We start from the raw sequence: 21,724 nt of genomic DNA, 5'->3' as shown, positions 1-21,724 counted from the left end.
TAGAGTACAATAAACGTACATTAAGAGGACAAGCCATGACTAATAAGCTGGTTTTAGCCGTTTGCACCGCCGCGACATTTTCCATTCTTGCCGGCTGTACCGCTTATGACAGGGCCGCCAGTTACGTGAAGGAACCTGTGGTAAGCGATGTAAAAGTAGGGATGACTAAACAGCAGGTGCGGGCAATTGCCGGCCCACCGTCTACCTCTGCAACACTGGTTAATGCGCAGGGGACTTGCGACACTTATGCGGTGGCGCCGCGCGACGGTAAAGTGCAAACCTATTTTGTCAGTTACAGCGACACCGGTCATGTGATGAACAAGGGGTATCAGACCTGTTCGGACTACGACTCTCAGCCTAAATAAGCCTCATCTGCGCTGAACAATAAAACCTCGCTTTGGCGGGGTTTTTCATTTTTTAACCGCCAGTCGCATGAAGTTTAAGCAAATGCGCTTTTTGCTGCATTTTTTTTCATGAAACAGTAGACATTTCATAACGGTATCGCTAATATCTGCGCCCATTGGAAGGATGGCCGAGTGGTTTAAGGCAACGGTCTTGAAAACCGTCGAGTGTAACAGCTCCCAGAGTTCGAATCTCTGTCCTTCCGCCAAATTAAGCCGGCTTAGCTCAGTTGGTAGAGCAACTGACTTGTAATCAGTAGGTCACCAGTTCGATTCCGGTAGCCGGCACCATAAAAGAAGCCCCAGCAGAAATGCTGGGGCTTTTTGCTATGGCTACTAATGTCAACGGAATTATGTCTTAGGATGACGAGCTGTTTGGCAGGATACAATAAAAAACCCGGCAGGAAGAAGCGCCGGGTGTGCTGGTTGCATCGATTAAAGGTTTACGGTCAGTCCGTTATAGCAGGAGCGGGACTTTTTGCTTCGCCACGGCTGATAATCGCTTTGCCTAGCTTAATCCCTGGTTTTTCAATAAATTTATATAGCAGGGTCGCTATTCCGTAAGTTACAGGCAGAATGATGGCTGATGCCGAAATAAATCTTATCAGCGCAGGCAGCGCTGCAAACTGGGTGTTTGACAGAAGGAAAGCAACGACGGGGATTACGATTAGCAGATGCAATAGATATACAGAGTAAGATACATCCCCCATATATACGCTGGCTTTGTTCGTCAGTATCCAGCGAGGAAGACGCAGCGCCTTTGCCCAAGTGCTGTCTTCATTTCGTGGCCATAGGATAGTAACCATCATTAAAATCAAGCCAATTTGGGCAAACAAATGGTACACGTTAAAGTCGTTTGGTATATAGATGCCAACGAGAACTGAAACCATAGCGAAAATAACATACCACATACTCTTTCCACGTATGGCTTCCGCAATAAACATGCCTGCTATGAACAGGTTAAGTTTTATCAGAATCATTGAAGGCATTGGGAATGCGGAAAAATAGTTTGGTAACAGATACTTGGCGACTAAACACACGATGATGACGGCGAAGCAGCCCCGGGCGAAGCCTAGTTTCATTACGGCTAACATGATGAAGGGGAACAGGAAATAAAACTGCATTTCCAGGCCGATACTCCAGTCTGGCAACACGGTATTAAAGGAAAAATGGGGCAGGAAACCGAAAGTAAACGTTAAATGGGTAAGAATATTTAAGAATGAAGAGTCACTATAGCGTGAGCTGTTAGTTTGAGTTTCGCTGTAAAAGTGACCAATTATGTCGCGTGCCTCACCGAAATAATGACCAAATCCAATCGCTACAATCAATAGTACGTAGTAAAGCGGGGCAATACGGAAGAAACGGCGTAGCCAAAATTTCTTGAAGGTCGCACTTTCAGTCCAGGGTTCTTTCTCTTTACGCTCCACATAATTTTTAGCCATCAGGTAGCCAGAGAGTAAAATGAATAGATCAACCCCGATTGCTGGGTCTGAAAGGATAGGTAAATGAAAACTGGTTAATATGCAAATATGGCCCAAAACGACCCATAAAGACGCCAGACCACGTAACCCTTCCAGCTCCTGCGACCATTTCTTAACAGGTTGCATTGGCAAGCCCCTCTGAACAATATTTCATTAACAACTCCCCATATTCAGGTGAATTTTTGTCAGTATAGCATGGCATATTTAGATAGTTTACAGGGGCAATGTCTGAATTTGGTACTGACTATAGTTATGTCGATGGGTTTGCCTGGGGCGCGTTACATACAAATCGCAGGCATAAAAAAACCAACCGCAAAGGATTGGTTTTTCTAGGGATATTTGGTCGGCATGAGAGGATTTGAACCTCCGACCCCCGACACCCCATGACACCGACACTAAACAGCTGAAAGCCCCGCCACGCCTGACTCTCCTCTGTTTTGACTGTTCATACAAACAGTGCATTTCTCGCCAAAATCGGCCTATATACATCAATAACTTAGACACGGTATTGCCATCATTTTTTTTCCGTTATAATTCCAAAACGTTAACGCTAAATGAGGATGGCTACATGCCAAGGAAAAGCCCTAACCAGTTGCACTGGGAGTCTGTTGAGCGACAACAGCTTGTTGATGAATACAATCGCTTTTTGCAGGAAAATGGTTATGAAGATAACTCAGAGAATGCAACTTTGTTTGTAAATCGTAAGGGAATGGTAGGGATGAAAGCCAGGGATACAATCGAGTCTCTTGCTGGTTCACTTCCACCTTTTTATGATTGAACAAGAATTGGGGGGATTCCCCCCCAATTTGACTATCCTACAGAGATTTCTCCATGCGGTACGACGACCCAGTCAATGTGATTCTGGGTATAAATCTTGGTGGATTTTGCATCGCTGTGAGCCATACGCCCCTGCGGATCTATCCCTTGGTTGTCGAACAAGTGTGCGGCTAATGCCCGGATCTCGTGGAACGTTGGGCGCTCTTCCATTTCTAAATGATCGGATAACCCAAGCTGATCCCGCAGCTTTGAAAATGAACGGCTAAGATAGTCAGGCGCTACCTGGGTAGGGTGCGCGACTTCTTTGCTGCGTTTTACGTTACGTTCTGGGATGCGGTGTACTATGTATGGGCTGGCCACATTGTCTCGACTGTCGTCAATAATTCGCTTCAACTCATCCCCGATCGGAATCGCTACATGCGAGGCCTCTTTTTTCTGCACTTTCTGGCGGTGGATATAGAGGGTGCCGTGAATGCCATTTAACGGTTGGTCCAACCATACGCAACCGCAAACGCCGTTTTTAGGCTCCCGGATAGAATACCGGATCCGTGAAACCTCAAGCCGGGCATGGGTTGTCTGTAATGCTAAATCCATGGCTGTTCTTAACCATGGGGCTGCTGCTCTGCGAATGGCCATAAAATTGTCGAATGACAAACGCTGTCTTTTCTTCTCTTCAACCCTGCGCATTTTCTTCCGGGTGGCAGGGTTATCCAGCATCAGCGATTCATCGACCGCATAGCTGAACAGCTTCTTCAGAAAACTTACTTTACGGTTTTGCACGTTTGCAGATGAGTCAGCGTGGTATTCCTTTATATACGCGTTGACGTGTTCCAGCTCGATATCGCATGCTGGGATCTTGTCGAAAAACTCTTTCACACGGGTCGCATCGTTATTCCAGTCATCCCGGGTGCTCTCGGACGGTTGCTCATCTTCTATCGCGCGCGCCATAATGCGGTCGACGTGTTCAGCGAAAGGCAACGCCTCACCTTGAATTCCGCCAGATTCCCGGATCAGCGAGTCGATAGATACTGACGTTTCAGGGCGCATCCTGTTGTTATATTCACGTGCGATAGCAATCGCCATAGCCCGATCACTACCGAGTGATTTGCGCTTCCCGGTTACAAGAGTGAAGCGATAAACGCCCGTCGCCTTATCAAAATAGAGTAAATCCGGAAGATGCCGATTTTCCCGTCGGCGCGGGCGGGCAGCCATTACGACTCCCTGATCAGTTGATTAACGGCGTGGGAAACTTCGGATTGAACTCCCCAACGCTCTGATGAATAAACCCATGACATACCGTCTATTACCCTTCCTCGAAGTTGTCCGTGCTCAATCCAACGTTTAACGGTACGTTTATCAGGGATTGAACCCTCTTCAAATTCACGCTTTAGCCACTTGCTGGCGCGCATCAATTTGTCTTCATTCGCCATGGTTTTGTCTCCACACGATAGAGGCCCGCTGCAACGGGCCGGTAAGAATTACAGCTCGGTCGGTTGCTGGTGGGGGGCCAGTAATCGCTGGTGGATTGCCGACACATACCGCGCCTGGTGAATGGCATCAGCCAACGCATTATGACGTTCGCCGTCGAATGGCAGATCACGTTTCGGGTCAAAGCCAATCTGCCGGCCGAGGCTCACCATAGTGCGCACGTCCAAATCGTTGTACCAGTTCCAGCATGGCGCCACGCCGCAACGCTCATATGCCCCACGCAGGATGACATTATCGAAGGCGGCACCGTTGCCCCAGACTTTCAGGTACTTCGGCTGCTGGCTGCTGAGAGCAACAAAACTGGAAAGGGCATTGAGGGTTTCAGCTATCGGTTTCGCCTGGTCATTGGTGATCGCCGCCCGGGCCTCGCTGCTTTGCATCAACCACCAGTTAATGGTATCGCCATCGGGAACGGCGCCGGCGGCCAGCTCACTGACTAGATTCACCGCGGTATAGAACTGCGGGCCCAGTTCACCGGTAGTGGGGTCGAAGAACACAGCACCGATCGCCACGATTGGCGCGTTGGGCTTGTTGCCCATGGTTTCCAGGTCAATCATCAGGTTGTTCATTGTTTTTCACCTTGTATTGGCGCTGCTGGTAATGGCATCCAGTGGGTTACCGCACTGTCGCACCATTCACGGTTTCGATTTATCCAGATGCAAACACGTTGCTGAATAACGCTGGGCTCTTCTTTGCCAAACCAGCACCAATAAGCGCCGTCGGCATCAGGCGTTTGTTCGGTGCACGCTATCCAACTATCCGGGATTTCCGGAGAGTTCAACTTGTAATCCTGGCTTACAGGTTCACGGCGCATGTGAAAAACATGACCGTTGTCGCATTTGTATGTGCGATTACCTTGATGATCTGCGTCATGCCCACACATATCACAAATCATTACCGGCTCTACATTATCGGTGGCGTCACCAACATGGCTCAGCATTGCGGCGCGGCAGGTTACAATGGCTTCTTTTGCGCGGCTCCATGCCTCATGGTCGCGATCGGAAATACGGATAACCTCAGTCATTACTTCCAACAGATCGCTGGTCACTGCTGGCGCTGGCTGAGCGGTGAACAATTCACCTCTTTCCGTTTCTTCTCGATGGTCTGTCTTCGCCCAAAATGCCAGGACTTTACGACCCTCTCCCTTGTACGGGGCAAGCCATTGTCCATTAAGCTTTTCGAACGAAATGCTGATTGGAACCTTTCTCACTGCGTTACCATCCAGAATATCAGCGGGCATGCGCAGCAACGCGGTGGTTTCCATGGCAGGGTCGAGCGTCTGAAGTTGCCCGATCAACTGACCGACAGTTTTCGGCGATCCCCATACCACCGGCTGCGCCTCCCGGGTAGCCAACAACTCGGCAGCGATTTTTTCAGCCTCACCCCATCGCAGGCTTGGTGATCTGCGCTCTGCGATTTCACGCAGTCTTTCAGTTGTTAGTTTCATGCCTTCGCTCTCCCATAATCTTCAAGTTTTATGTTTGTTCGGAAAGTGAAGTTTAACCAGCGGGTCACCGTGCTCTGGTTAACTTCCATCTTCTTGGCAATCTCCCGCTGTGTGATCCCTTCATCGTACAGATGTCGCGCCAATTCGACTTCGTGATCCGTAGCTTTGCAGCTCGGGTGGTGCTCTCCCTGCGGTGTACCTGCCCCGATGCCTTTGGCATGCGCAATGGATGCTACCGACGATTCCGTGCGACCCAGGTGCTGAGCCATTTGTTTATAGGTCAGGAGCTGTGCGTTACGCCGAATAAATGCCAGCTCTTGAGGTTCATAGGATCTCCACGTTCTGGGCAATTGGATTCCCAACTTTGCCGCTTTCTTGCTTACGGTCGCTGGATTTAGTCCGAACATCGTTGCAAACTTCTTCGCCCCTATCTGTGGGCCTAACCGGTACAGCATCGCCGTGCGCATCGGGTGCCAGCGCTGCTGCCGAACCTTCCCTTCGGCCCAATCGCTCCAAACTACTCGCTTTATGTTGGGATATAGATTCCGTTCATTTGCTGGCATCACGCACCTCCACCTTGCCTATGAACACCGCGCGCGATGGCGACCAGTCGCAATATGTGTCAGTTTCAACGTGACCGAAAATTGCCTTGCATCGGCGAATGTGCGCACAGTCTCCGCACGTATTACCTGCAGGAAGCCTCATCTTGTCCGGATCGGTTGGGTCAAAGTTGAGCTCTTTCATTTGGCCTCCCGGGACTTAGCCAGCCACTCACGGTTTTTGCGGCAGATCTGTGAAAGCATATTCAGCTCATTGAGAAAGCCGCACATACCTTTAGCGGTTCGACGGATGCCAACCTTGTTGGATTTGCCAACTGAACGACGAGCTTTGCGCTGTGCCTTGCGGTTGTGCGCATTGCACACTTCAATCCAGCGATCTTTTCCCCGGTTTTTGTAAGGTGCCCACGCCTTGAGTTGGCGCGACGCTTGTTCGATGCGATGTGCTTTTTCCAAAGCGTCAAGATAGGTCGCTTTACTCATTTGTCCCCCTGGTGCCGTGCCGGAATAACTCCATCAACCGGCAGGCATTCATACTGCGGTGGTAACTGCTGCTGGTGGATATCCGCCAGGCAGTTGCTTTGATCTGGATACACCCAGCCTTGCGGCACGAATTCGCACGGCTGGTACGTGTAACAGACGAGCAGGAACAGGCCGAACATCACGCAGTCCTCTCGCCGGTAAGCTGGTGGAATCGCAGCATGAACATTGTGCGGGCCTGAATTGGGTTAACGGGGGATACCAAGATATCTTCCGATGGCTGGATCCCGTCGAGCATTGGCCATGGGGTGCCGTCGTCCAGTTCCAGATCCCGGCGTTCTGTGGCCAACAAAATGAGGTCAGCGAGTTTGACGATAGGGCTAATGGTTGCAGGCAGATCGAATTTTTGGCGGATCACAAAATCGATACTATTTTCGATGCCGCGATAATCTGGGATAAGTGCTTTCAGTGGTGACGGAATATCTTTGCAATAGGCCTCATGAGCATCATGTAATAATGCCTCTAATGCATATTCTTCCGGTACGATTTGACTCACTAAAACGCAATGTTGGGCGACGCTATAAAATTCAGGCAAGTGCCCAGCAAATCGGCATTCATGGGATAAGGCTTGCGCTGTATCCTCAATGCAAATACTTTCTTTGGTAGGGTTTTTATAATCAAAACGCTTTCCAGTGAATGTTTTAATCCACGACATAAATATTTCTCCACACAGTTTTAGGCAACACTTCACCAAATACCCCATTGCTGGGGTATTTGAGGCTGCATTACAGGGGGTTAATTAAGCTTTAAATTTACCAATGAAGGATTCGACTTCAACGCCATCGAATTTATTGATCAGCAGGTCACGGAATTCAGCGGCAATTTCTTCCTCCGCTGTTTCCAGCTGAACAATTCGCAGCACCAAGATCGGCTTGTCGCTGGTGATAATGCTGTAGCGCAATTTGAAGGGGCGTTCGCCCAGGCCTTCATAAGGTACGCATTTGAATTCGAAGGCCGCCGGCATAACGTCTTTGCTCTTGGCTTCAACGCTTTCCATCAGCGAGCGTTTGCCACTGAAATCGTTCTCTTCATGATCGGAGGTTGAGATTGACTCAATGGTGATGCGGCGAACGGCGCCAACAGCCTGCTTGATATCCAGCACAGTGCCGTCAGCATCAAAGGCCAGCAGGAAATCACGGTTATCTTCCAGCCATTCAGCCAGTTCTTTCTGGCCCTGTTTGCGGCCGTTGATCTCCAGCAGGCCAGTGAATGGCGCTGTTTTCTTCAGGGTAATGGCCGCTTTGTTGTCGGCATGGCCTGGGTTATCCAATGTGCCCAGATTAAAGATGGTTTCGGCCTGCATGCGATCGGCATCGATGAAGCAGCGTACGCCTGCACCAGCGTATTCCGAAGAGTATTTAACGAAGTCTTCAATGCTGGTAGTGGCCATGTTTCCACGGAAGCGGTAGCGGTTTACGTTGAAACCCTCCAGGCTGTGGAGATCAACATCATTCGGCAATACAGCTACAGGACAATCGGTCAGTTCCACATTCTTGAGTAACGATGCCGAAAGAGTGAGGTTTTTAATTTGTTCGATGGCAGAGCCGTCTAATTGAGACATAAATATAATCCTATCTATTAATAAAATGACTGTGTTAATGAAAGTGTCGGGGTATTACTGGGCGACGCGCAATTTACCGTCGGTCTTTCCGTCAACAGTAAATAACTGGCCTTGGTCTTCTTGCAGGATTGTTAACTTGCCACCTTTGCCAACGTACATTGGTGTTTCGGTGGTGTCTTCTTCTGAAACTTTCCCGCGCGGAGTAGGGGTAACAAATTTAAGCTGATGCTTAATACCGACACGTTTCTCTTCGACTGAATTGCTTAAGCGGTCAAGGTCAAGGGTAATAACGAGTTTTCCCTTACCGCCATTATTAAGAACACCCAGCGCCGTAGCGTTTAAAGCTGCTGAGATTTTATTCATAAACACACCGGCATCCAGTTCGCCCAGAAAGTCCGGTACGTTGGTCTTGCGGTCTTCACTCATTGAATACTCCTCACACGAAGCGGCGAACGCCGCGGTTTTCTCCACACACCTGGTAGCGCACCGGTACAGGGTTTTTATACTGTGCAAATAGAAAAATTGATCTGTCCAGTGCGCTACCTGATGTGTAAAAAAGGGCGGCCAGCCTACGAACATTATCTTCACCTCCGAGGGGTAGAAGCTCGGCGTGGCCGCCAAAGACTACACACAGCACTAACATGGTTGTGGTGGTCGACGGACAACGCCCCGAAGTCCGCCAGCCAGATCCACAACGGTATGCTCACTCATGAGTTAGGATCCTCCACCGCTCCCAGAACTGAGGGAAAGGGCGAGTGAGCATGCCGTTGTGCGCCCCGCAGGGCGCGGTATTACTTTTTGGTTTTCAACATCGGCCAGGCTATGGCCATGATCCCTGCAACCAGCACCCCATCAGCAACCATCGACATCAGACGGCTGGTGAAGTCGACTGCAACGACCAGAAACAACAGCAGGCCGATGCCAACCCACCGCAATTTGGTAATCACAGGTACTGATCCAGAGACAGCTGCAGGGCTTGGGCAATTTTCTTCAGCTGCTTTTCTTCTTCATCACCGATGCCATCGTTATCGGCGACATCCAGGCACAGACACAGAACGTCGACGGCATCAGGGGTACCAGCCACATCTTCCAATTCACGCAGCGCCTGAGCGTTTGCACTGCGCGGTGACGCTTCATAACGAGCACGGATATTGCTGCTCATCTGGGCAATCTCACCGGCGAACGGGGCGAAAGCCGGCAGGGCGCTGATGGTTTTCTCCAACACCGAAATTTCTTTCGCGTCACAGGTGCCATCGGCATAGGCGATCGAGTAGGCGCCCCATACGGTTGCCTCAACGGCATCGCGGTTTTCCATTTTCTTGACTTCAACAACCGCTTTGCGGGCTTTCTTCTTGAAAATACCGAACATGTGAATTCCTCTTTGACTGGTTAAGAAACTGCTTACTGAGTATTAGAGTTTCGACTCTCTGAATTGAAGAGGTCGCGATATGAGGAAACTATAGACTGTCGCGATTTGCGGAGCAAGAGAATTTGGCAAAAAATTTGTAAACCTCAATAATCAAGTGTATAAATATACAGTATGTGTTGTTTTGAATGTTTTTAATCAATAACTTAAAAACAAGTCGTTGGTTTACGGGGGGAATTCATGGCGATGTTCGAACTCAAGCGAGTTGGAGGAGGGCTGTACGAAAAGGTTACCCGCGAAGAACGATCCCCGCAGGTCAAATGTCAGTTGCGAATTTTTCTACTTAGGAAGACTACGACGCCGATCATTTCAACGCCTGCACCTATCTCTATTAAAGGAACACGTTGATCATCTACACCTAGAAATTTCTTTCCAGCAACCTCTAAGTATTTAAAGACAGAGATCTCATCCTGGACTTTTGCAACAACGAAGTCTTTTGATACTGGGGATAATTTGGCGTTAACAATAACTCTTGTTCCAGATGGTGCCACATCACATCCACTATCTTTTTCAATAATATACGCGCGATTGTTTAGCCCAACGTCTGCTGGAGCGGTTACCATTCCATCTGTCTGACCGTCTTTGTTCCATAGGGGTACAAGTACCTCATCCCTAGGAGTGATTTGCTCAGTAGGTCTAAAATCTTCAGGCTCCCCAAAAAGTAACCACCGCGAAGAAACTCCCAGTGCCTTAGCAAGCATACTGATCTCATCGAGTTTCGGTTCTCTATCACCGCTCAACCAACCACTAACAGTTGACCTCCCTCTGCCAATTCTTTCAGCAATGGCTTCGTGAGATACCTTTTGTTGAGCGGCCAAATCTCTGGCTCGTTCGTACCAATGCATAAATAAATTACCTATCTGGTTACTTTCTAACATGGTCGCACATCGCGGAATCTCGTTCTGTTGACTATTGAAGAATTTATGCGGATACTAACTCCGAGATTTGCGACCATGAGAAAATAAAATGACCCCTTTATTGAAATTCAAGCAAGAGAAAAAACTAACTCTCAAAGAGCTTTGTTTGCTGTTGGGAGAAGCCACCGCCTACGAGAAGGCTTTAGGTGATGTGGTTAATGGAAAGCGCCAGGTTCCTGTGGCGAAGGCTATGAAATGGGCTGAAAAGACAGGAATCCACCCACATAAATTGAGGCCTGATATTTACAAAGTTAGCCATTTTCCGAACAAGTTTAAAGCTCGGGCAAAGATTATCCCAGCTGTTCAATGAACGTAACTACCAAAGGAAAAACAACATGGTAGAGCCAAATTTGAAAGATGTAGTGAAGGGCATGTGTAAGGCGGTAGCTGGTGGCCGATCGGCGATGGCCGGCGCACTTGGTATGTCTGAGACGGCTTTTAACAACAACCTGTACGAGAAGAACGGCTGCCGTTTCTTCGAGATCGGGGAGTTGGAAGCAATGGAGGATATTTCCGGCACCAACCTGCTGACCGAATATTTCGCGCGGCGCCGCGGTTTGCTGGTGGTGGAGATCCCAGCTCTGGAAGAACTGGACCAGGTGGAGTTGTTCAGCAAAAGCATCCGCACCGCCGCGCACCGTGGCCATGTTGATCAGATTATTCAGACGTCACTTGCTGATGGAGTCATTGATGAGAAAGAAGCTGCCCAGATTATGCGCTATCACACAAAGCACCTGCAGGCGCGTGATGCAGAGGTTAGGGCTGTGCTGGCGCTGTTTGGCAAAAAAGCCAAATGTCAGAAAGGTTGACGCCCAGAGGTTGCAGCCGCTGGGCGTCGGGGTGCGAGTAAATCAGTGTGTGGAGAAATAATCGCATGAGCAATTTAACCAGAAATTCAATGGTGCCGCAAATCCGCTGCCGTGCAATGGCTGGCGGTAAATCTGCGTCGCCGTTCCGGTATGAAGTAAATGTAATGGGTCGGTGGATTGCCAGCAACTACCAGTTTGCGCGCTGGGTGGTAGATGGCGGCAAGTGGCTGGCGCGTGAGCGGGAGGATGTATGAATACCATGATCACTTCGGCAAATCGAACCATGAGCAGCCGAGAAATCGCTCAGTTGGTTGAGTCCCGCCATTCTGACGTCTGCACCACCATTGACCGTTTGGTGAAACGTGGCGCGATATCGGGGTATGCGGCAATGCCGTACACCCACCCCCAGAACGGTCGACAGTACAGCGAGTACCAGGTGAACAAGCGTGACAGCTATGTTGTGGTTGCCCAGCTATCACCTGAGTTTACAGCCCGTTTGGTCGACCGGTGGCAAGAGCTGGAAAACCAGACCTCTGTCCCACAGTCACTTCCTGAGGCATTACGCCTGGCCGCCGACATGGCAGAGCAGAATGCTGCCCTGGAGCAGAAGGTGCAGGATGACGCTCCGAAAGTGGCCTTTGTCGATCACTACGTTGATGCCAGCGGTGCCAAGAGCCTGCGTGAGACAGCCAAAATCCTGAACATGCCAGAGAAGGCGATGATTGAGGCACTGATCCGCGATCGGGTGTTGTTCCGCCAGTCCAATAATCTCCTTCCGCATTCGCAACGTCAGCGAGAGGGGCTGCTTACTGTGAAAACGGGCACCTCTGACCATTCAGGCCATGCCTATACGCAAACACGCGTGACGCCACGCGGCATTCAGTGGATCGCTGAGCGTTACGCCTCTGAGCTGATGGTGGGCTGATATGGCGAACTTACTTATTCAGGCTGGTTGCCATTACCGCGATCGCAATCACTCAGTGGTTCTGGTGCACAGCACAGATCCGGAGCGCGAGACCGTCACCTACAGCCCGGTAGGGCAAGAATGGGCGATCACCACGCCGATGATTATTTTCCGGTCACGATTTATCGGGTTTGACGTATGAGCAGAATATTTGAAGTTGTTCAGGCTATGTCTGGGCAGAAGAACTGCATTGTGATCCCAGGCCCGTACTTGGACTTCTTTGCCAGTGATCAGCAGTCCTTTGCTTTGGCCGCCGTGCTTAATCAGCTGGTGTTCTGGACAGGGAAGTCATCACAGGACGATGGCTGGTTTTACAAAACGCATGAAGAGCTTGCGGGTGAACTGCGCGGGGTCAGTGAAGACCAGGTACAGCGCGTTGTCAGCAAACTTCGCAAGAAGTATTTGCCGGGTGTTATTGAAGTATCTACCCGTAAGGTAAATGGCACACCGAAGAACCATTACCGTATCGACGGCGACAAGCTAATTGCTCTGATATTCCCGCCAGCAGTGGAATCCGCAGAATCACGGAATGGAAAACGCGAAGTTACGGAATCCATTACGCAGAATCACGGAATGGAAAACGCAGAAGTGCAGGAACAACGCCGCGATTCTACGGAATCCTATCTCTATACAGATCATTACTCAGATCAGAACAAACAGATCATAAAACCTGTTGGTCAACTGGCTGAGCCAGCCGACCCGCAAGCGGATGATTCTTTGAAAATCGATTATCAGGATGTGTTGAAAACCTTCCACGACACGCTGCCTGAATTGCCACAGGTTATCAAAGTGACCGAAGCCCGCCGCAAAGTGCTGCGCAAGCTGTGGAAAGAGTACGACCTGAACATCGAGAAGTGGGGCGCTTACCTGCGCTACATCGCCAAGAAGTGCCGCTGGATGCTCGAAGACCGCCCGGATACAACCAGTGGCAAGACATGGCGCAAGAAGGATTTCGATTACCTGATATCCGAGAAATGCTACCTGTCGGTCAAGGAAGAACGCGCTAACGATCTGCCAAAAGTCGAGAGACTGGACACCACCGCCCGGGATGATGCTTACCTGCGGATCGTGACTCAGCGCCGTAAGCCGCGCAATGAGGTAGAGACTATTGCACAGCGCCTGGCTGGTTCCTTGGGCCGTATGACTGACTACGACGCCCGCAAGGCATGGGTAGGTATTTGGGCGAATGCAGTGGCTCAGGCCAGCGAGAATGACTTGGGGAGGTTGGCAGGATGAAACCAGCAACGCATCAAATTTTAGGCGTCACTGTATTCCCGCTGGTGGCCGTGCTGCAACAGGTTCGCCGCTGGTGGTCATTGCGGTATTTGCGCGGGTATTGGGCTGATGATCAGGATCTACGCCGTATCGCCCGGGAACGTAACTGGGGGCGCGTACTGACCCAATTCAACATCGAGGCGCGTTATCGCTTCATCAAGCTGCTGGCCACCGCTGAACAGCAAAGGGGGATCCTGTGAGCAATTATTGTGAAAGCCTCGCCACTTTACGTGAGCAACCGGCCCACCAGCTGAAAGAGGTTGGCGATCAGTGGTGTACTCCCGACGACCTGTTTTGGGGGATTAATGCGATGTTCGGCCCACTGGTGCTGGATCTGTTCACCGACGGTAATAACAGTAAGTGTCCGGCATTCTACACGGCGGAAGATAATGCCCTCACTCAGGACTGGTCAGCACGGCTGGTGGAACTGCACGGTGCTGCTTTTGGCAATCCGCCATATTCCCGCGCCCAGCAGCATGAGGGGCAATACATCACCGGTATGCTGCACATCATGGCGCATACGATGGCTATGCGTGAGCTGGGCGGCCGGTACGTTTTCCTGATTAAGGCCGCAACATCGGAAACTTGGTGGCCTGAGCAGGCAGATCATGTTGCTTTCATCCGTGGGCGTGTTGGATTCGATGTACCGAAGTGGTTTGTTCCGGCAGATGAAAAGCAAGTGCCCACCGGCGCATTCTTTGCTGGCGCGGTCGTTGTATTCGATAAAACGTGGAATGGCCCGGCCACCAGCTATGTGAGCCGCACCCAGTTGGAGAATATGGGTGAAGCCTTTATGGCGCAGATCCGCCGCGAGGCCGAACGCCTGGCACCACAAATCCAACCCCAAAATATTCCAGAAAATATTCTGCCGGAAACCGCCAATACCGTGTGGCCACAGGAAGTAAATTTCCTGTTTGACCAAGTGACCACAGCCAGCAGCCTGCCGGCGCACCTGCAGAACAAACTGCGCAACCACATCAACCGCCTGAAGTTGGAGGGCGCTCCAGAGGCCGCCATTATCCAGGCCGCAACCACTTTAACCGCCGCAATGGGAGCCACAGCATGAACCGTGAACTGATAGTAGATAATTTTGCTGGTGGTGGCGGGGCGAGCACCGGCATTGAGATGGCCACTGGGCGCAGCGTTGACATTGCGATCAACCACGATGAAAACGCCATTGCGATGCACGAAACCAACCACCCCGAGACGTTGCACTACTGCGAATCGGTCTTTGATATCGATCCGGTAGCGGCGACCGCCGGGCAGCCAGTTGGCCTGGCATGGTTTAGTCCAGATTGCCGTCATTTCTCAAAAGCGAAGGGCAGCAAACCGGTTAAGAAGGAGATTCGCGGACTGGCCTGGATTGTGATCCGATGGGCACTGGCGAAGCGCCCGCGCGTGATGATGCTGGAGAACGTCGAAGAGTTTAAAACGTGGGGCCCGCTGCTGACCGCCGAAGACGGAACAGAGCATCCAGATTCGACGCGGGCTGGTGAAACCTTTGCTGCCTTCATTGGCATGTTAACAACCGGCGTTGCTGCAGATCATCCGGCGATTGCTGAGTGCTGCGAGGTGTTAAACATCGATGCGGCCAGCGACGATGTGCGCCGACTGGTTGCCGGCCTGGGTTACGTTGTCGATCATAAGGAATTACGCGCCTGTGATTTCGGCGCGCCGACTATTCGCCGCCGGTTCTTCATGGTCATGCGCTGCGACGGGAAGCCGGTCGAGTGGCCAGTTGCGAGCCACGGGGATCCTAAATCACTTGATGTGCAGAGTGGTAAGCTCGCTCCGTGGCGCGCCGCCGCAGAGTGTATCGACTGGTCAATTCCATGCCCGAGCATTTTCGAGCGCAAAAAACCGCTGGCAGAGAACACCCTGAAGCGCATTGCGCGTGGTATTCAGCGCTTTGTGATCGACAGTTCTACCCCGTTTATCGTGAAGTGCAACCACACCAGCACCAAGACAACCTATGACTGTTTCCGTGGCCAGTCGCTGAAGGATCCATTGCAGACGATCACAAAGACCCACGGTTATGCGCTGGTTACCCCGCACGTCACAAAATTCAGAACCGGTGCCACCGGTCAAGAATGTGATGAACCGCTTTCCACCATCACTGCAGGTAGTTCGGATCGCCCGGGTGGCAATGGGCATGCTCTTGGAATGGTTGAGGCAAAACTGGCTCCGTTTATTGCTGGTGCCGGCGGCTCTGAATACCAGGCAAAACCACGCAGCGCAGATCAGCCGATGCACACCATCCTGAAGCAATCGAGGGCTGCATTGATTGCGCCGATCATCGCGCGTATCGGTCAGACAGGTTTCGGCGGCGACCGCCTGGCCTATGAAACAGGCAAGCCACTGACGACCGTCACCACGAAAGCAGAGCATCTTCTTGTGGCCCCAATCATTGCCCGCCAATTTGGCAATAGCGTCGGTCATCGCGCTGACGAGCCAAATGGCACGATCACTGCGGGCGGCGGTGGCAAAAGCCAACTGGTTGCAACATTCCTGGCGAAACACTTCGGCGGCAATTACACCGGCCCCGGCGCTGATCTTGCTGAACCGGCGCACACAGTGACGACTGTCGACCACCATGCTCTGGTTACGTCAAACCTGATCAAATTCCGTGGTACCTGCAAGGATGGCCAGCCGGTGACTGAGCCCATGCCAACCATTACCGCCGGCGGCCTGCATATTGGTGAGGTTAGGGCATTCCTGCTGAAGTATTACGGCAACGAAAAGGAAGGGGTTAGCCTCACAGATCCGCTGCACACCGTCACCACGAATGACCGTTTCGGCCTTGTCACTGTAGAAGGCATCGATTACCAGATCGTTGATATCGGTATGCGTATGTTGCAGCCGCACGAACTGTACGCTGCCCAGGGATTTCCGTCCTGGTACATCATCGATCAGGACTATCGTGGCAAGAGGTACGCCAAGGATAAGCAGGTAGCACGCTGTGGTAACGCTGTGCCGCCACCATTTGCAGAGGCGCTGGTGCGTGCCAACTTGCCAGAGCTGTGCGTTGAGCGCAAGGAGGTGGCCGCGTGAGGATGTTACTTACCTCTTACCTGCAGCGTGATCTGGGTGTGGTACTGCTACGCCCAGGTAGCGACTTGCTGCATTATTTCAGCGGGCGCAGCCGTCTGCTGATCGCGAGTGAGCCGGAAGAGTTAAAACCGCTGCCTTCCGGCCTGCTGCCAGCAGTAGATCAGAGCCTGGCGGCGGATCCGCGGTTGTCCTCTTTCTTCCAGAATGAACGGGTCATAGATGCAGCTGGTGGTGTTGCAGGCCTGAAAGAGTGGTTGATGCGCAGCACAGAATGTCAGTGGACCACCGGCGACGATTACCACCACCATAATATGGACATCCTGAACTATGACGGCCGTCCGGTCCGCTTGTGCTGGCACCATGAGCACCGCCTGCGGGAGCAAACGTTGCCGGAGCTGGATGCTATCGCTGCGCAGAACGTGGCGGAGTGGGTAGTTTACCGCGCCCGCTCTCATTTTATGTTTGGTGAAGACCACCAGCTGAGTCTGCCAGAATTGTGCTGGTGGGCTGTATTGAAGCAGGTGTCCGATCTGTTGCCTGATGCGGTAGCCCGCTTTTCCCTGCGCCTTCCACTAGCCACTATCCCAACGGGAACGCGCAAAGAGGCCGATATCGTGTGGGAGAAAGCCCCACAGGCGATCATTAACGAATACGTGGAGAAGGTGAAACCGGCGCTGACCGTTGATGTCGACCCCGAGCCACCAGCCGGTTTTATGCTGCTGCCCAAGCTTACCCGCTGGGAGTGCGAGAAATACACCCAGTGGGTGAAGTCACAGCCATGCTGCTGTGGCTGCAAACGCCCGGCAGACGACCCGCACCACATTATTGATCACGGGCTCGGCGGCACCGGCACCAAACCACATGACATTTTCACCATCCCCCTGACCCGTGAATGCCATGACGAGCTGCATGATGATGTGGCCGCATGGGAGGCCAAGCACGGCAGCCAGTTATTCCACCTGGTGCGCACGTTGAACAAGGCATTTGGTATTGGGGCGATCAGCACGGCAAACAAGCGCGGGGCAAAACGATGAATCTCGAATCAGCACTGAAACACTTCAGCCCTAAAAGCCTGAATATTTCCGACTCGTCCAGAGCCACGGCGAGCGAAGCATTAACGGGTACTGACATCATGGCAGCGCTCGGCATGGTAGAAGCCAAGGCAGTATTTGGCATGGCACTTTGTCTCGGCAAGTATGGTGTCAGTGAAGAGGATCGCCAGCGGTCGGTTGATATGCTGACTCAATTTGCCAGCAAGAAAGCGCCAAGGGCGATAAAGCGAGCCGCCGGGGCTAAGTTTGGTCGTTGCCTGCGTATCATGGCCGCAATGGCTTACGGTGAGTTTTGTCGTTCGGCATTGTCAGCTGAGTCGTGTTCGTGCTGCCAGGGTAGAGGGTTGGTGCGTAAAACCCAGATTAACCGCAACGAGCTGGCCATCGAGTGGGAAGAAAACAAATTCAGCATTAAGAATGGGTTGTGGATGATAAAAGACCAATGCCAGCCGCCAGCAAAGACAGTGTGGGAAGACGTTATGATGGTGGCCTGCCCAGTATGTAATGGTAAAGGCAATATCAGCGCACGTTGCCGCTGCCAGGGTACAGGTACCGTGCTGGATAAGAAGAATAGCGAGCTGCAAGGTGTGCCGGTAATGAAGGAGTGCCCGAAATGCAAGGGGAGAGGCTTCAAACGGGTTCAGCCGTCAGTGATCCACCACGCGGTTAAAAAGCTAATCCCTGAGCTGCCAGAGCGCACATGGCGGTATAGCTGGAAACCCTTCTATGAGTCGTTGCTGACAAAATGCTATCAGGAAGAGAGTGAGTTAGAGCGTGTTTTCAGTAAGGTCACCCGGTGATGGAAAACGTGCACTTGCAATAGTTGCCGTTTTTTCCTAATATCAGTCCTAACGATGGGGTATATACGCCCGTTACAGAAAACCTGCCGATGTGCAGGTTTTTTTATGGACGCAGCAGAAGGGCGCATTTAGTTTTGATACGCACTATCGAACCCTTTGGTGGGGAGTTTCTAAGTGCGCCCCTCGATGTGAAGTGACAGTCGGGAAAGACCGGCACTAATTCTAACCCTGGCATCTGCCGGGGTTTTTCTATTTAAGGGCTGCGCTAATGCGTGGCCTTTTTTATGTCTTACGCCCGGCGTTCGCTGAGCGAGCAAAGGAGCAAACAAATGACTGAGCCGGTAGGTACTGGGGCAGCGACTACCGCATTAACCGGCGTGACTGTGGCGGGGCTGTTATCAGGGGTAGATTCTGGCGTGCTGATCGGGGCATTCGCCGGCGCAGTAATTTTTGTTATGTCAGCCAGTGATTTTACTTGGCTAAAAAAGCTGGCGTTGTTCGTTGCTTCTTTACTCGTGGGAATTCTGGCAGCGCCTTTTGCAGCTGACATCATCACTTGGGCAACACCTGGTGACATCAAAGCCAGTAATCCAGTCGGTGCGTTGGTGGCCTCCGCAATCGCAGTTCGGCTACTCATGTCAGCTAGTCAAAATCCAACGGGTTTTTTTGACCGGTTCCGGCGAGGGGGGAGCGATGCTAAATGAATACCTCTTAATCGTGAATGCCATCACATGTGCAGTGATAGCAGCCCGCATGATGTTGTATCGCCGGAACGGGGCAACTCACCGGTTCTTTGCTTCTTTCTGCGCCTGGCTGCTGATCGTCGCCAGTGCCTCAGTGACGATCCGTATTCTTACCGGTGATTATCACTATGCAAACTGGTCGGAAACATTAATCAACTTGGCGTTCTGCGTAGCGGTAATTTCGTCTCGCGGCAATGTCATGAGACTGGCAAAACCCGCCCAAAGGTAATTCACCATGACTTATAAATTCAGCCAACGCAGCGAGAAAAATCTCGTTGGCGTCAACCCCGCGTTGGTAGCGGTTGCACGCCGGGCACTTGAGCTATCACCCGTAGATTTCGGTATCACGGAAGGGCTTCGTAGCCGAGAACGTCAAAAACAGATGGTTGCTGCCGGCGCCAGCCAGACGATGAACAGCCGCCATCTGACCGGGCATGCTGTAGACGTAGTGGCCTATCTTGGCAGCAATATCAGTTGGGAATGGAAATACTACGAGCAGATCGCCATAGCCTTTAAGCAGGCGGGCGCGGAGTTGGGCACGCCGATCGAGTGGGGTGGTGATTGGAAAACCCTGAAGGACGGGCCGCACTTCCAGTTACCACATCGGGATTATCCGGCATGAATAGCTGGTTGGCGGTGGTAAAGAACGGTGGATTAGTGGCGCTGCTGCTTACCGCCATTTTCCTGGGTGGGTATAGCTCGCTGTTGTCGCATCGGCTGGAGCTGGCACGGCAGCAGGTGACAGAACAGGAAAAAACGCTGGCGCAGCAGGCCGGGTTGATCGCCACGCTGCAAACTCAGGATGCGCAGAACCGTGCATTGATGTCAGCCCAGCAGCAGCGAGAGCAGCAGTTGCGCCAGCAGGCCGACATCTATCAAAGGAAATACCGGGATGCGATTAAAAACGATGAGTGCGCCCGTCGCACTGCTCCTGGTGCTGTGCTTGACCTCATGCGCCAGCCCAGCGGTACAACCACCAGCGCCGATCATCCTGTTACCCCCTGAGTCAGTATTTAAACAATGCGAGCAGCCAACGCTGCAGGGTGGTACCTGGGGAGACATCGGCAGCCATGCACTGGCACTACAAACAGCTTTATCAATCTGCGCTGGCCAGGTGGCCACGTTAAACCAATGGCGGACATTAATTGGTAGAGAGAATAGTAGTTTTTGAAAAGCGTACAGTTCACTGGTGAGGCCAAAGGTGTTAAATTGCCCATTAAAGAATGGGGGAATTTATGGCTGAGTGGTTTGATACTAATGCGTCCGCAATCATTGCAGCATCTGCGGCTCTTCTCGCAGCAATAATCGCTGCATTGGCCGCCTTCGGTGGCGCAATAATAAATAATAATAGTAGTAAGGCTTTAAGAGATGGACAATTTAAAATTGAAAAATGGAAAGCGAACCGAGAGCTTTACTTAAATAAAGCAGAGGAGTTGTTCACATTATTTGATAAGTGGCACGATAACGCCCACCAGGTAATGCTGCTTCAAACATTTCGTGCCCTTGGTACCAAGACAAAAGAGCAAGTTCTTGAAGAATGGGATAAATTCGATAACAGGATAATCCAGCCAAGGATTAAGTCATTGATATATCTTTACTTTCCAGACTTGGCGGACCGCTTCGAAGAAATAACAAAAATAATAACAGAAGTGAATTTAAAGTACGCAGTCTTTATATCTGATGATAATGAGAAAGCAAATTTTATTATTTTATCTCAAAAGAAAGCAACGGAACTATTTCCTCTAGCATCACAGTTTAGAACCGAGCTTGCTAAATTGACGCAAAAACACATTTGATCTCTATGTGTTGATGTATAATCCCTCTAATTGGAGGGTTCTATGTCATACAATCTCGGCAATCTGCCAAAAGAAGAAATGGACAAGGTGAACGTTGACCTTGCAGCGTCAGGCGTAGCGTACAAAGAGCGCATGAACCAGCCTGTTATCGCCGATCAGGTGGAGCGAGAGCAGCCAGCGCACCTGCGCGAATACTTCCGCGAGCGCGTGGCTCACTACAGAGAGGTGAGCAAAAGGCTACCTACCGGATCCGCGCCGGTGTATCAGCAAATGGCTGAGGCCAACGGCAAGAAGTAACAGAACATCGATAACGACCCGCTTAGGCGGGTTTTTTTATGCCCGAAATAACTGGAGGCTTAAATGTCAGAAACAGTAGAAATCGCACAGGCGAAGAGCATTCGCCTTAAAATTTTGTCGTTGGTGGGATACGACACCGCCGCAGCTTCAAGCGCTATTACGTTTGTTGCTGACGACCCTTTTAAGGCTGAGCTATTTGAACAGCAATACAACCGCTTCCTCCTCGATTACGGTGAGGTAATCGCCCGAACACTCAAGGCAATTCAAGAAAGCAAAGAGGCGTTGACACTGTTTGATACACCTATGTCATAAGCATCGCAGCAGCCATTCGTTGAGTGGCTG

General features: G+C 51.3%; 34 protein-coding genes and 2 tRNA genes. 21 read left to right on the top strand and 15 right to left on the bottom strand.

Annotation, left to right across the window (positions count from 1 at the left end):
- Window positions 1-35: 35 nt before the first annotated feature.
- From osmE to SERAS12_RS17225, 3 genes are all read left to right on the top strand, one after another.
- Window positions 36-365: an osmotically-inducible lipoprotein OsmE gene (osmE, locus tag SERAS12_RS17235; protein ID WP_006317915.1), complete on the top strand. Its 330-nt coding sequence runs from the start codon at window positions 36-38 to the stop codon at window positions 363-365.
- A 157-nt stretch (window positions 366-522) separates the two neighbouring features.
- Window positions 523-610: transfer RNA gene (locus SERAS12_RS17230), tRNA-Ser, on the top strand.
- Between the two features lie 6 nt (window positions 611-616).
- A tRNA-Thr gene (locus SERAS12_RS17225) sits at window positions 617-692 on the top strand.
- Between the two features lie 158 nt (window positions 693-850).
- On the opposite strand, the gene SERAS12_RS17220 is transcribed toward SERAS12_RS17225, so the two are convergent.
- Window positions 851-2,008, bottom strand: a complete 1,158-nt coding sequence (locus SERAS12_RS17220; RefSeq protein ID WP_013813851.1) for an acyltransferase — start codon at window positions 2,006-2,008, stop codon at window positions 851-853.
- Window positions 2,009-2,450: 442 nt separating this feature from the next.
- Here SERAS12_RS17220 and SERAS12_RS17215 point away from each other — a divergent pair, with 442 nt between their 5' ends.
- Window positions 2,451-2,660, top strand: coding sequence for a hypothetical protein (locus SERAS12_RS17215; RefSeq protein WP_013813850.1), 210 nt, complete (start codon window positions 2,451-2,453; stop codon window positions 2,658-2,660).
- A 32-nt stretch (window positions 2,661-2,692) separates the two neighbouring features.
- On the opposite strand, the gene SERAS12_RS17210 is transcribed toward SERAS12_RS17215, so the two are convergent.
- The 14 genes from SERAS12_RS17210 to SERAS12_RS17145 all read right to left on the bottom strand — a co-directional run bounded on the left by SERAS12_RS17210 (window position 2,693) and on the right by SERAS12_RS17145 (window position 10,556).
- The gene (locus SERAS12_RS17210) at window positions 2,693-3,871 is read right to left on the bottom strand and encodes a phage integrase Arm DNA-binding domain-containing protein (RefSeq protein ID WP_013813849.1); all 1,179 of its coding nucleotides are present in this window, start codon (window positions 3,869-3,871) and stop codon (window positions 2,693-2,695) included.
- Window positions 3,871-4,089 carry a hypothetical protein gene (locus tag SERAS12_RS17205; protein ID WP_013813848.1) on the bottom strand — a complete coding sequence of 73 codons (219 nt, stop codon included), beginning with the start codon at window positions 4,087-4,089 and terminating at the stop codon, window positions 3,871-3,873. The genes SERAS12_RS17210 and SERAS12_RS17205 overlap by 1 nt, the downstream gene beginning before the upstream one ends.
- Window positions 4,090-4,137: 48 nt before the next feature.
- Entirely contained in the window at window positions 4,138-4,716 is a 579-nt protein-coding gene (locus SERAS12_RS17200) for a 3'-5' exonuclease (protein ID WP_013813847.1), read from the bottom strand.
- Window positions 4,713-5,594: a DUF551 domain-containing protein gene (locus SERAS12_RS17195; protein WP_013813846.1), complete on the bottom strand. Its 882-nt coding sequence runs from the start codon at window positions 5,592-5,594 to the stop codon at window positions 4,713-4,715. The genes SERAS12_RS17200 and SERAS12_RS17195 overlap by 4 nt, the downstream gene beginning before the upstream one ends.
- Window positions 5,591-6,157: a helix-turn-helix domain-containing protein gene (locus SERAS12_RS17190; protein WP_013813845.1), complete on the bottom strand. Its 567-nt coding sequence runs from the start codon at window positions 6,155-6,157 to the stop codon at window positions 5,591-5,593. The genes SERAS12_RS17195 and SERAS12_RS17190 overlap by 4 nt, the downstream gene beginning before the upstream one ends.
- Window positions 6,144-6,338, bottom strand: coding sequence for a hypothetical protein (locus SERAS12_RS17185; protein WP_013813844.1), 195 nt, complete (start codon window positions 6,336-6,338; stop codon window positions 6,144-6,146). The genes SERAS12_RS17190 and SERAS12_RS17185 overlap by 14 nt, the downstream gene beginning before the upstream one ends.
- Entirely contained in the window at window positions 6,335-6,634 is a 300-nt protein-coding gene (locus tag SERAS12_RS17180) for a hypothetical protein (RefSeq protein ID WP_013813843.1), read from the bottom strand. Before SERAS12_RS17180 ends, SERAS12_RS17185 begins: the two co-directional genes overlap by 4 nt.
- Window positions 6,631-6,813 (bottom strand): DUF1482 family protein, encoded by a 183-nt coding sequence (locus tag SERAS12_RS17175; protein ID WP_013813842.1) that lies wholly within the window; start codon window positions 6,811-6,813, stop codon window positions 6,631-6,633. The genes SERAS12_RS17180 and SERAS12_RS17175 overlap by 4 nt, the downstream gene beginning before the upstream one ends.
- Window positions 6,813-7,346: a hypothetical protein gene (locus tag SERAS12_RS17170; RefSeq protein WP_013813841.1), complete on the bottom strand. Its 534-nt coding sequence runs from the start codon at window positions 7,344-7,346 to the stop codon at window positions 6,813-6,815. Before SERAS12_RS17170 ends, SERAS12_RS17175 begins: the two co-directional genes overlap by 1 nt.
- 84 nt (window positions 7,347-7,430) lie before the next feature.
- Window positions 7,431-8,252: a YfdQ family protein gene (locus SERAS12_RS17165; protein WP_013813840.1), complete on the bottom strand. Its 822-nt coding sequence runs from the start codon at window positions 8,250-8,252 to the stop codon at window positions 7,431-7,433.
- A 54-nt stretch (window positions 8,253-8,306) separates the two neighbouring features.
- The gene (locus tag SERAS12_RS17160; protein WP_013813839.1) at window positions 8,307-8,678 is read right to left on the bottom strand and encodes a hypothetical protein; all 372 of its coding nucleotides are present in this window, start codon (window positions 8,676-8,678) and stop codon (window positions 8,307-8,309) included.
- 365 nt (window positions 8,679-9,043) lie between these two features.
- Window positions 9,044-9,199, bottom strand: a complete 156-nt coding sequence (locus tag SERAS12_RS26285; RefSeq protein WP_041416246.1) for a DUF3927 family protein — start codon at window positions 9,197-9,199, stop codon at window positions 9,044-9,046.
- Complete coding sequence (locus SERAS12_RS17150; RefSeq protein WP_013813838.1) at window positions 9,196-9,621, bottom strand: tellurite resistance TerB family protein; 426 nt, start codon at window positions 9,619-9,621, stop codon at window positions 9,196-9,198. Before SERAS12_RS17150 ends, SERAS12_RS26285 begins: the two co-directional genes overlap by 4 nt.
- 320 nt (window positions 9,622-9,941) lie before the next feature.
- Window positions 9,942-10,556 carry a helix-turn-helix domain-containing protein gene (locus SERAS12_RS17145; protein WP_239440944.1) on the bottom strand — a complete coding sequence of 205 codons (615 nt, stop codon included), beginning with the start codon at window positions 10,554-10,556 and terminating at the stop codon, window positions 9,942-9,944.
- An 88-nt stretch (window positions 10,557-10,644) separates the two neighbouring features.
- Here SERAS12_RS17145 and SERAS12_RS17140 point away from each other — a divergent pair, with 88 nt between their 5' ends.
- The 17 genes from SERAS12_RS17140 (at window position 10,645) to SERAS12_RS17055 (ending at window position 21,694) form a co-directional block, all read left to right on the top strand.
- On the top strand, window positions 10,645-10,905 hold the full coding sequence (locus SERAS12_RS17140) for a hypothetical protein (protein WP_041416245.1): 261 nt from the start codon (window positions 10,645-10,647) through the stop codon (window positions 10,903-10,905).
- 25 nt (window positions 10,906-10,930) lie between these two features.
- Complete coding sequence (locus tag SERAS12_RS17135; RefSeq protein WP_013813836.1) at window positions 10,931-11,404, top strand: YmfL family putative regulatory protein; 474 nt, start codon at window positions 10,931-10,933, stop codon at window positions 11,402-11,404.
- A 250-nt stretch (window positions 11,405-11,654) separates the two neighbouring features.
- Window positions 11,655-12,329, top strand: coding sequence for a phage regulatory protein/antirepressor Ant (locus SERAS12_RS17125; RefSeq protein ID WP_013813834.1), 675 nt, complete (start codon window positions 11,655-11,657; stop codon window positions 12,327-12,329).
- 1 nt (window position 12,330) lies between these two features.
- Window positions 12,331-12,510, top strand: a complete 180-nt coding sequence (locus SERAS12_RS17120; RefSeq protein ID WP_013813833.1) for a DUF4222 domain-containing protein — start codon at window positions 12,331-12,333, stop codon at window positions 12,508-12,510.
- Window positions 12,507-13,604, top strand: a complete 1,098-nt coding sequence (locus tag SERAS12_RS17115; protein WP_013813832.1) for a hypothetical protein — start codon at window positions 12,507-12,509, stop codon at window positions 13,602-13,604. The genes SERAS12_RS17120 and SERAS12_RS17115 overlap by 4 nt, the downstream gene beginning before the upstream one ends.
- Window positions 13,601-13,843 (top strand): hypothetical protein, encoded by a 243-nt coding sequence (locus tag SERAS12_RS17110; RefSeq protein ID WP_013813831.1) that lies wholly within the window; start codon window positions 13,601-13,603, stop codon window positions 13,841-13,843. The genes SERAS12_RS17115 and SERAS12_RS17110 overlap by 4 nt, the downstream gene beginning before the upstream one ends.
- Complete coding sequence (locus SERAS12_RS17105) at window positions 13,840-14,709, top strand: phage N-6-adenine-methyltransferase (protein WP_013813830.1); 870 nt, start codon at window positions 13,840-13,842, stop codon at window positions 14,707-14,709. Before SERAS12_RS17110 ends, SERAS12_RS17105 begins: the two co-directional genes overlap by 4 nt.
- Window positions 14,706-16,694 (top strand): DNA cytosine methyltransferase, encoded by a 1,989-nt coding sequence (locus tag SERAS12_RS17100; RefSeq protein ID WP_013813829.1) that lies wholly within the window; start codon window positions 14,706-14,708, stop codon window positions 16,692-16,694. The genes SERAS12_RS17105 and SERAS12_RS17100 overlap by 4 nt, the downstream gene beginning before the upstream one ends.
- Window positions 16,691-17,728, top strand: coding sequence for a DUF968 domain-containing protein (locus tag SERAS12_RS17095; protein ID WP_013813828.1), 1,038 nt, complete (start codon window positions 16,691-16,693; stop codon window positions 17,726-17,728). Before SERAS12_RS17100 ends, SERAS12_RS17095 begins: the two co-directional genes overlap by 4 nt.
- Window positions 17,725-18,546 carry an antitermination protein gene (locus SERAS12_RS17090; protein WP_013813827.1) on the top strand — a complete coding sequence of 274 codons (822 nt, stop codon included), beginning with the start codon at window positions 17,725-17,727 and terminating at the stop codon, window positions 18,544-18,546. The genes SERAS12_RS17095 and SERAS12_RS17090 overlap by 4 nt, the downstream gene beginning before the upstream one ends.
- 329 nt (window positions 18,547-18,875) lie before the next feature.
- Window positions 18,876-19,250 carry a putative holin gene (locus tag SERAS12_RS17085; protein ID WP_013813826.1) on the top strand — a complete coding sequence of 125 codons (375 nt, stop codon included), beginning with the start codon at window positions 18,876-18,878 and terminating at the stop codon, window positions 19,248-19,250.
- Window positions 19,240-19,518, top strand: coding sequence for a phage holin family protein (locus SERAS12_RS17080; protein ID WP_013813825.1), 279 nt, complete (start codon window positions 19,240-19,242; stop codon window positions 19,516-19,518). The genes SERAS12_RS17085 and SERAS12_RS17080 overlap by 11 nt, the downstream gene beginning before the upstream one ends.
- Window positions 19,519-19,524: 6 nt before the next feature.
- On the top strand, window positions 19,525-19,911 hold the full coding sequence (locus SERAS12_RS17075; RefSeq protein ID WP_013813824.1) for a M15 family metallopeptidase: 387 nt from the start codon (window positions 19,525-19,527) through the stop codon (window positions 19,909-19,911).
- Complete coding sequence (locus tag SERAS12_RS17070) at window positions 19,908-20,294, top strand: DUF2570 family protein (protein ID WP_013813823.1); 387 nt, start codon at window positions 19,908-19,910, stop codon at window positions 20,292-20,294. The genes SERAS12_RS17075 and SERAS12_RS17070 overlap by 4 nt, the downstream gene beginning before the upstream one ends.
- Before the next feature lie 230 nt (window positions 20,295-20,524).
- On the top strand, window positions 20,525-21,085 hold the full coding sequence (locus tag SERAS12_RS17065) for a hypothetical protein (protein ID WP_013813822.1): 561 nt from the start codon (window positions 20,525-20,527) through the stop codon (window positions 21,083-21,085).
- A 42-nt stretch (window positions 21,086-21,127) separates the two neighbouring features.
- Entirely contained in the window at window positions 21,128-21,382 is a 255-nt protein-coding gene (locus tag SERAS12_RS17060; RefSeq protein WP_013813821.1) for a DNA polymerase III subunit theta, read from the top strand.
- Between the two features lie 63 nt (window positions 21,383-21,445).
- Entirely contained in the window at window positions 21,446-21,694 is a 249-nt protein-coding gene (locus tag SERAS12_RS17055) for a DUF2560 family protein (RefSeq protein ID WP_013813820.1), read from the top strand.
- The last annotated feature ends 30 nt before the right edge of the window (window positions 21,695-21,724 follow it).

The organism is Serratia sp. AS12 (assembly GCF_000214195.1).
Classification (GTDB): Bacteria; Pseudomonadota; Gammaproteobacteria; order Enterobacterales; family Enterobacteriaceae; genus Serratia; species Serratia plymuthica.
This window is presented reverse-complemented; position numbering and strand designations above follow the sequence as displayed.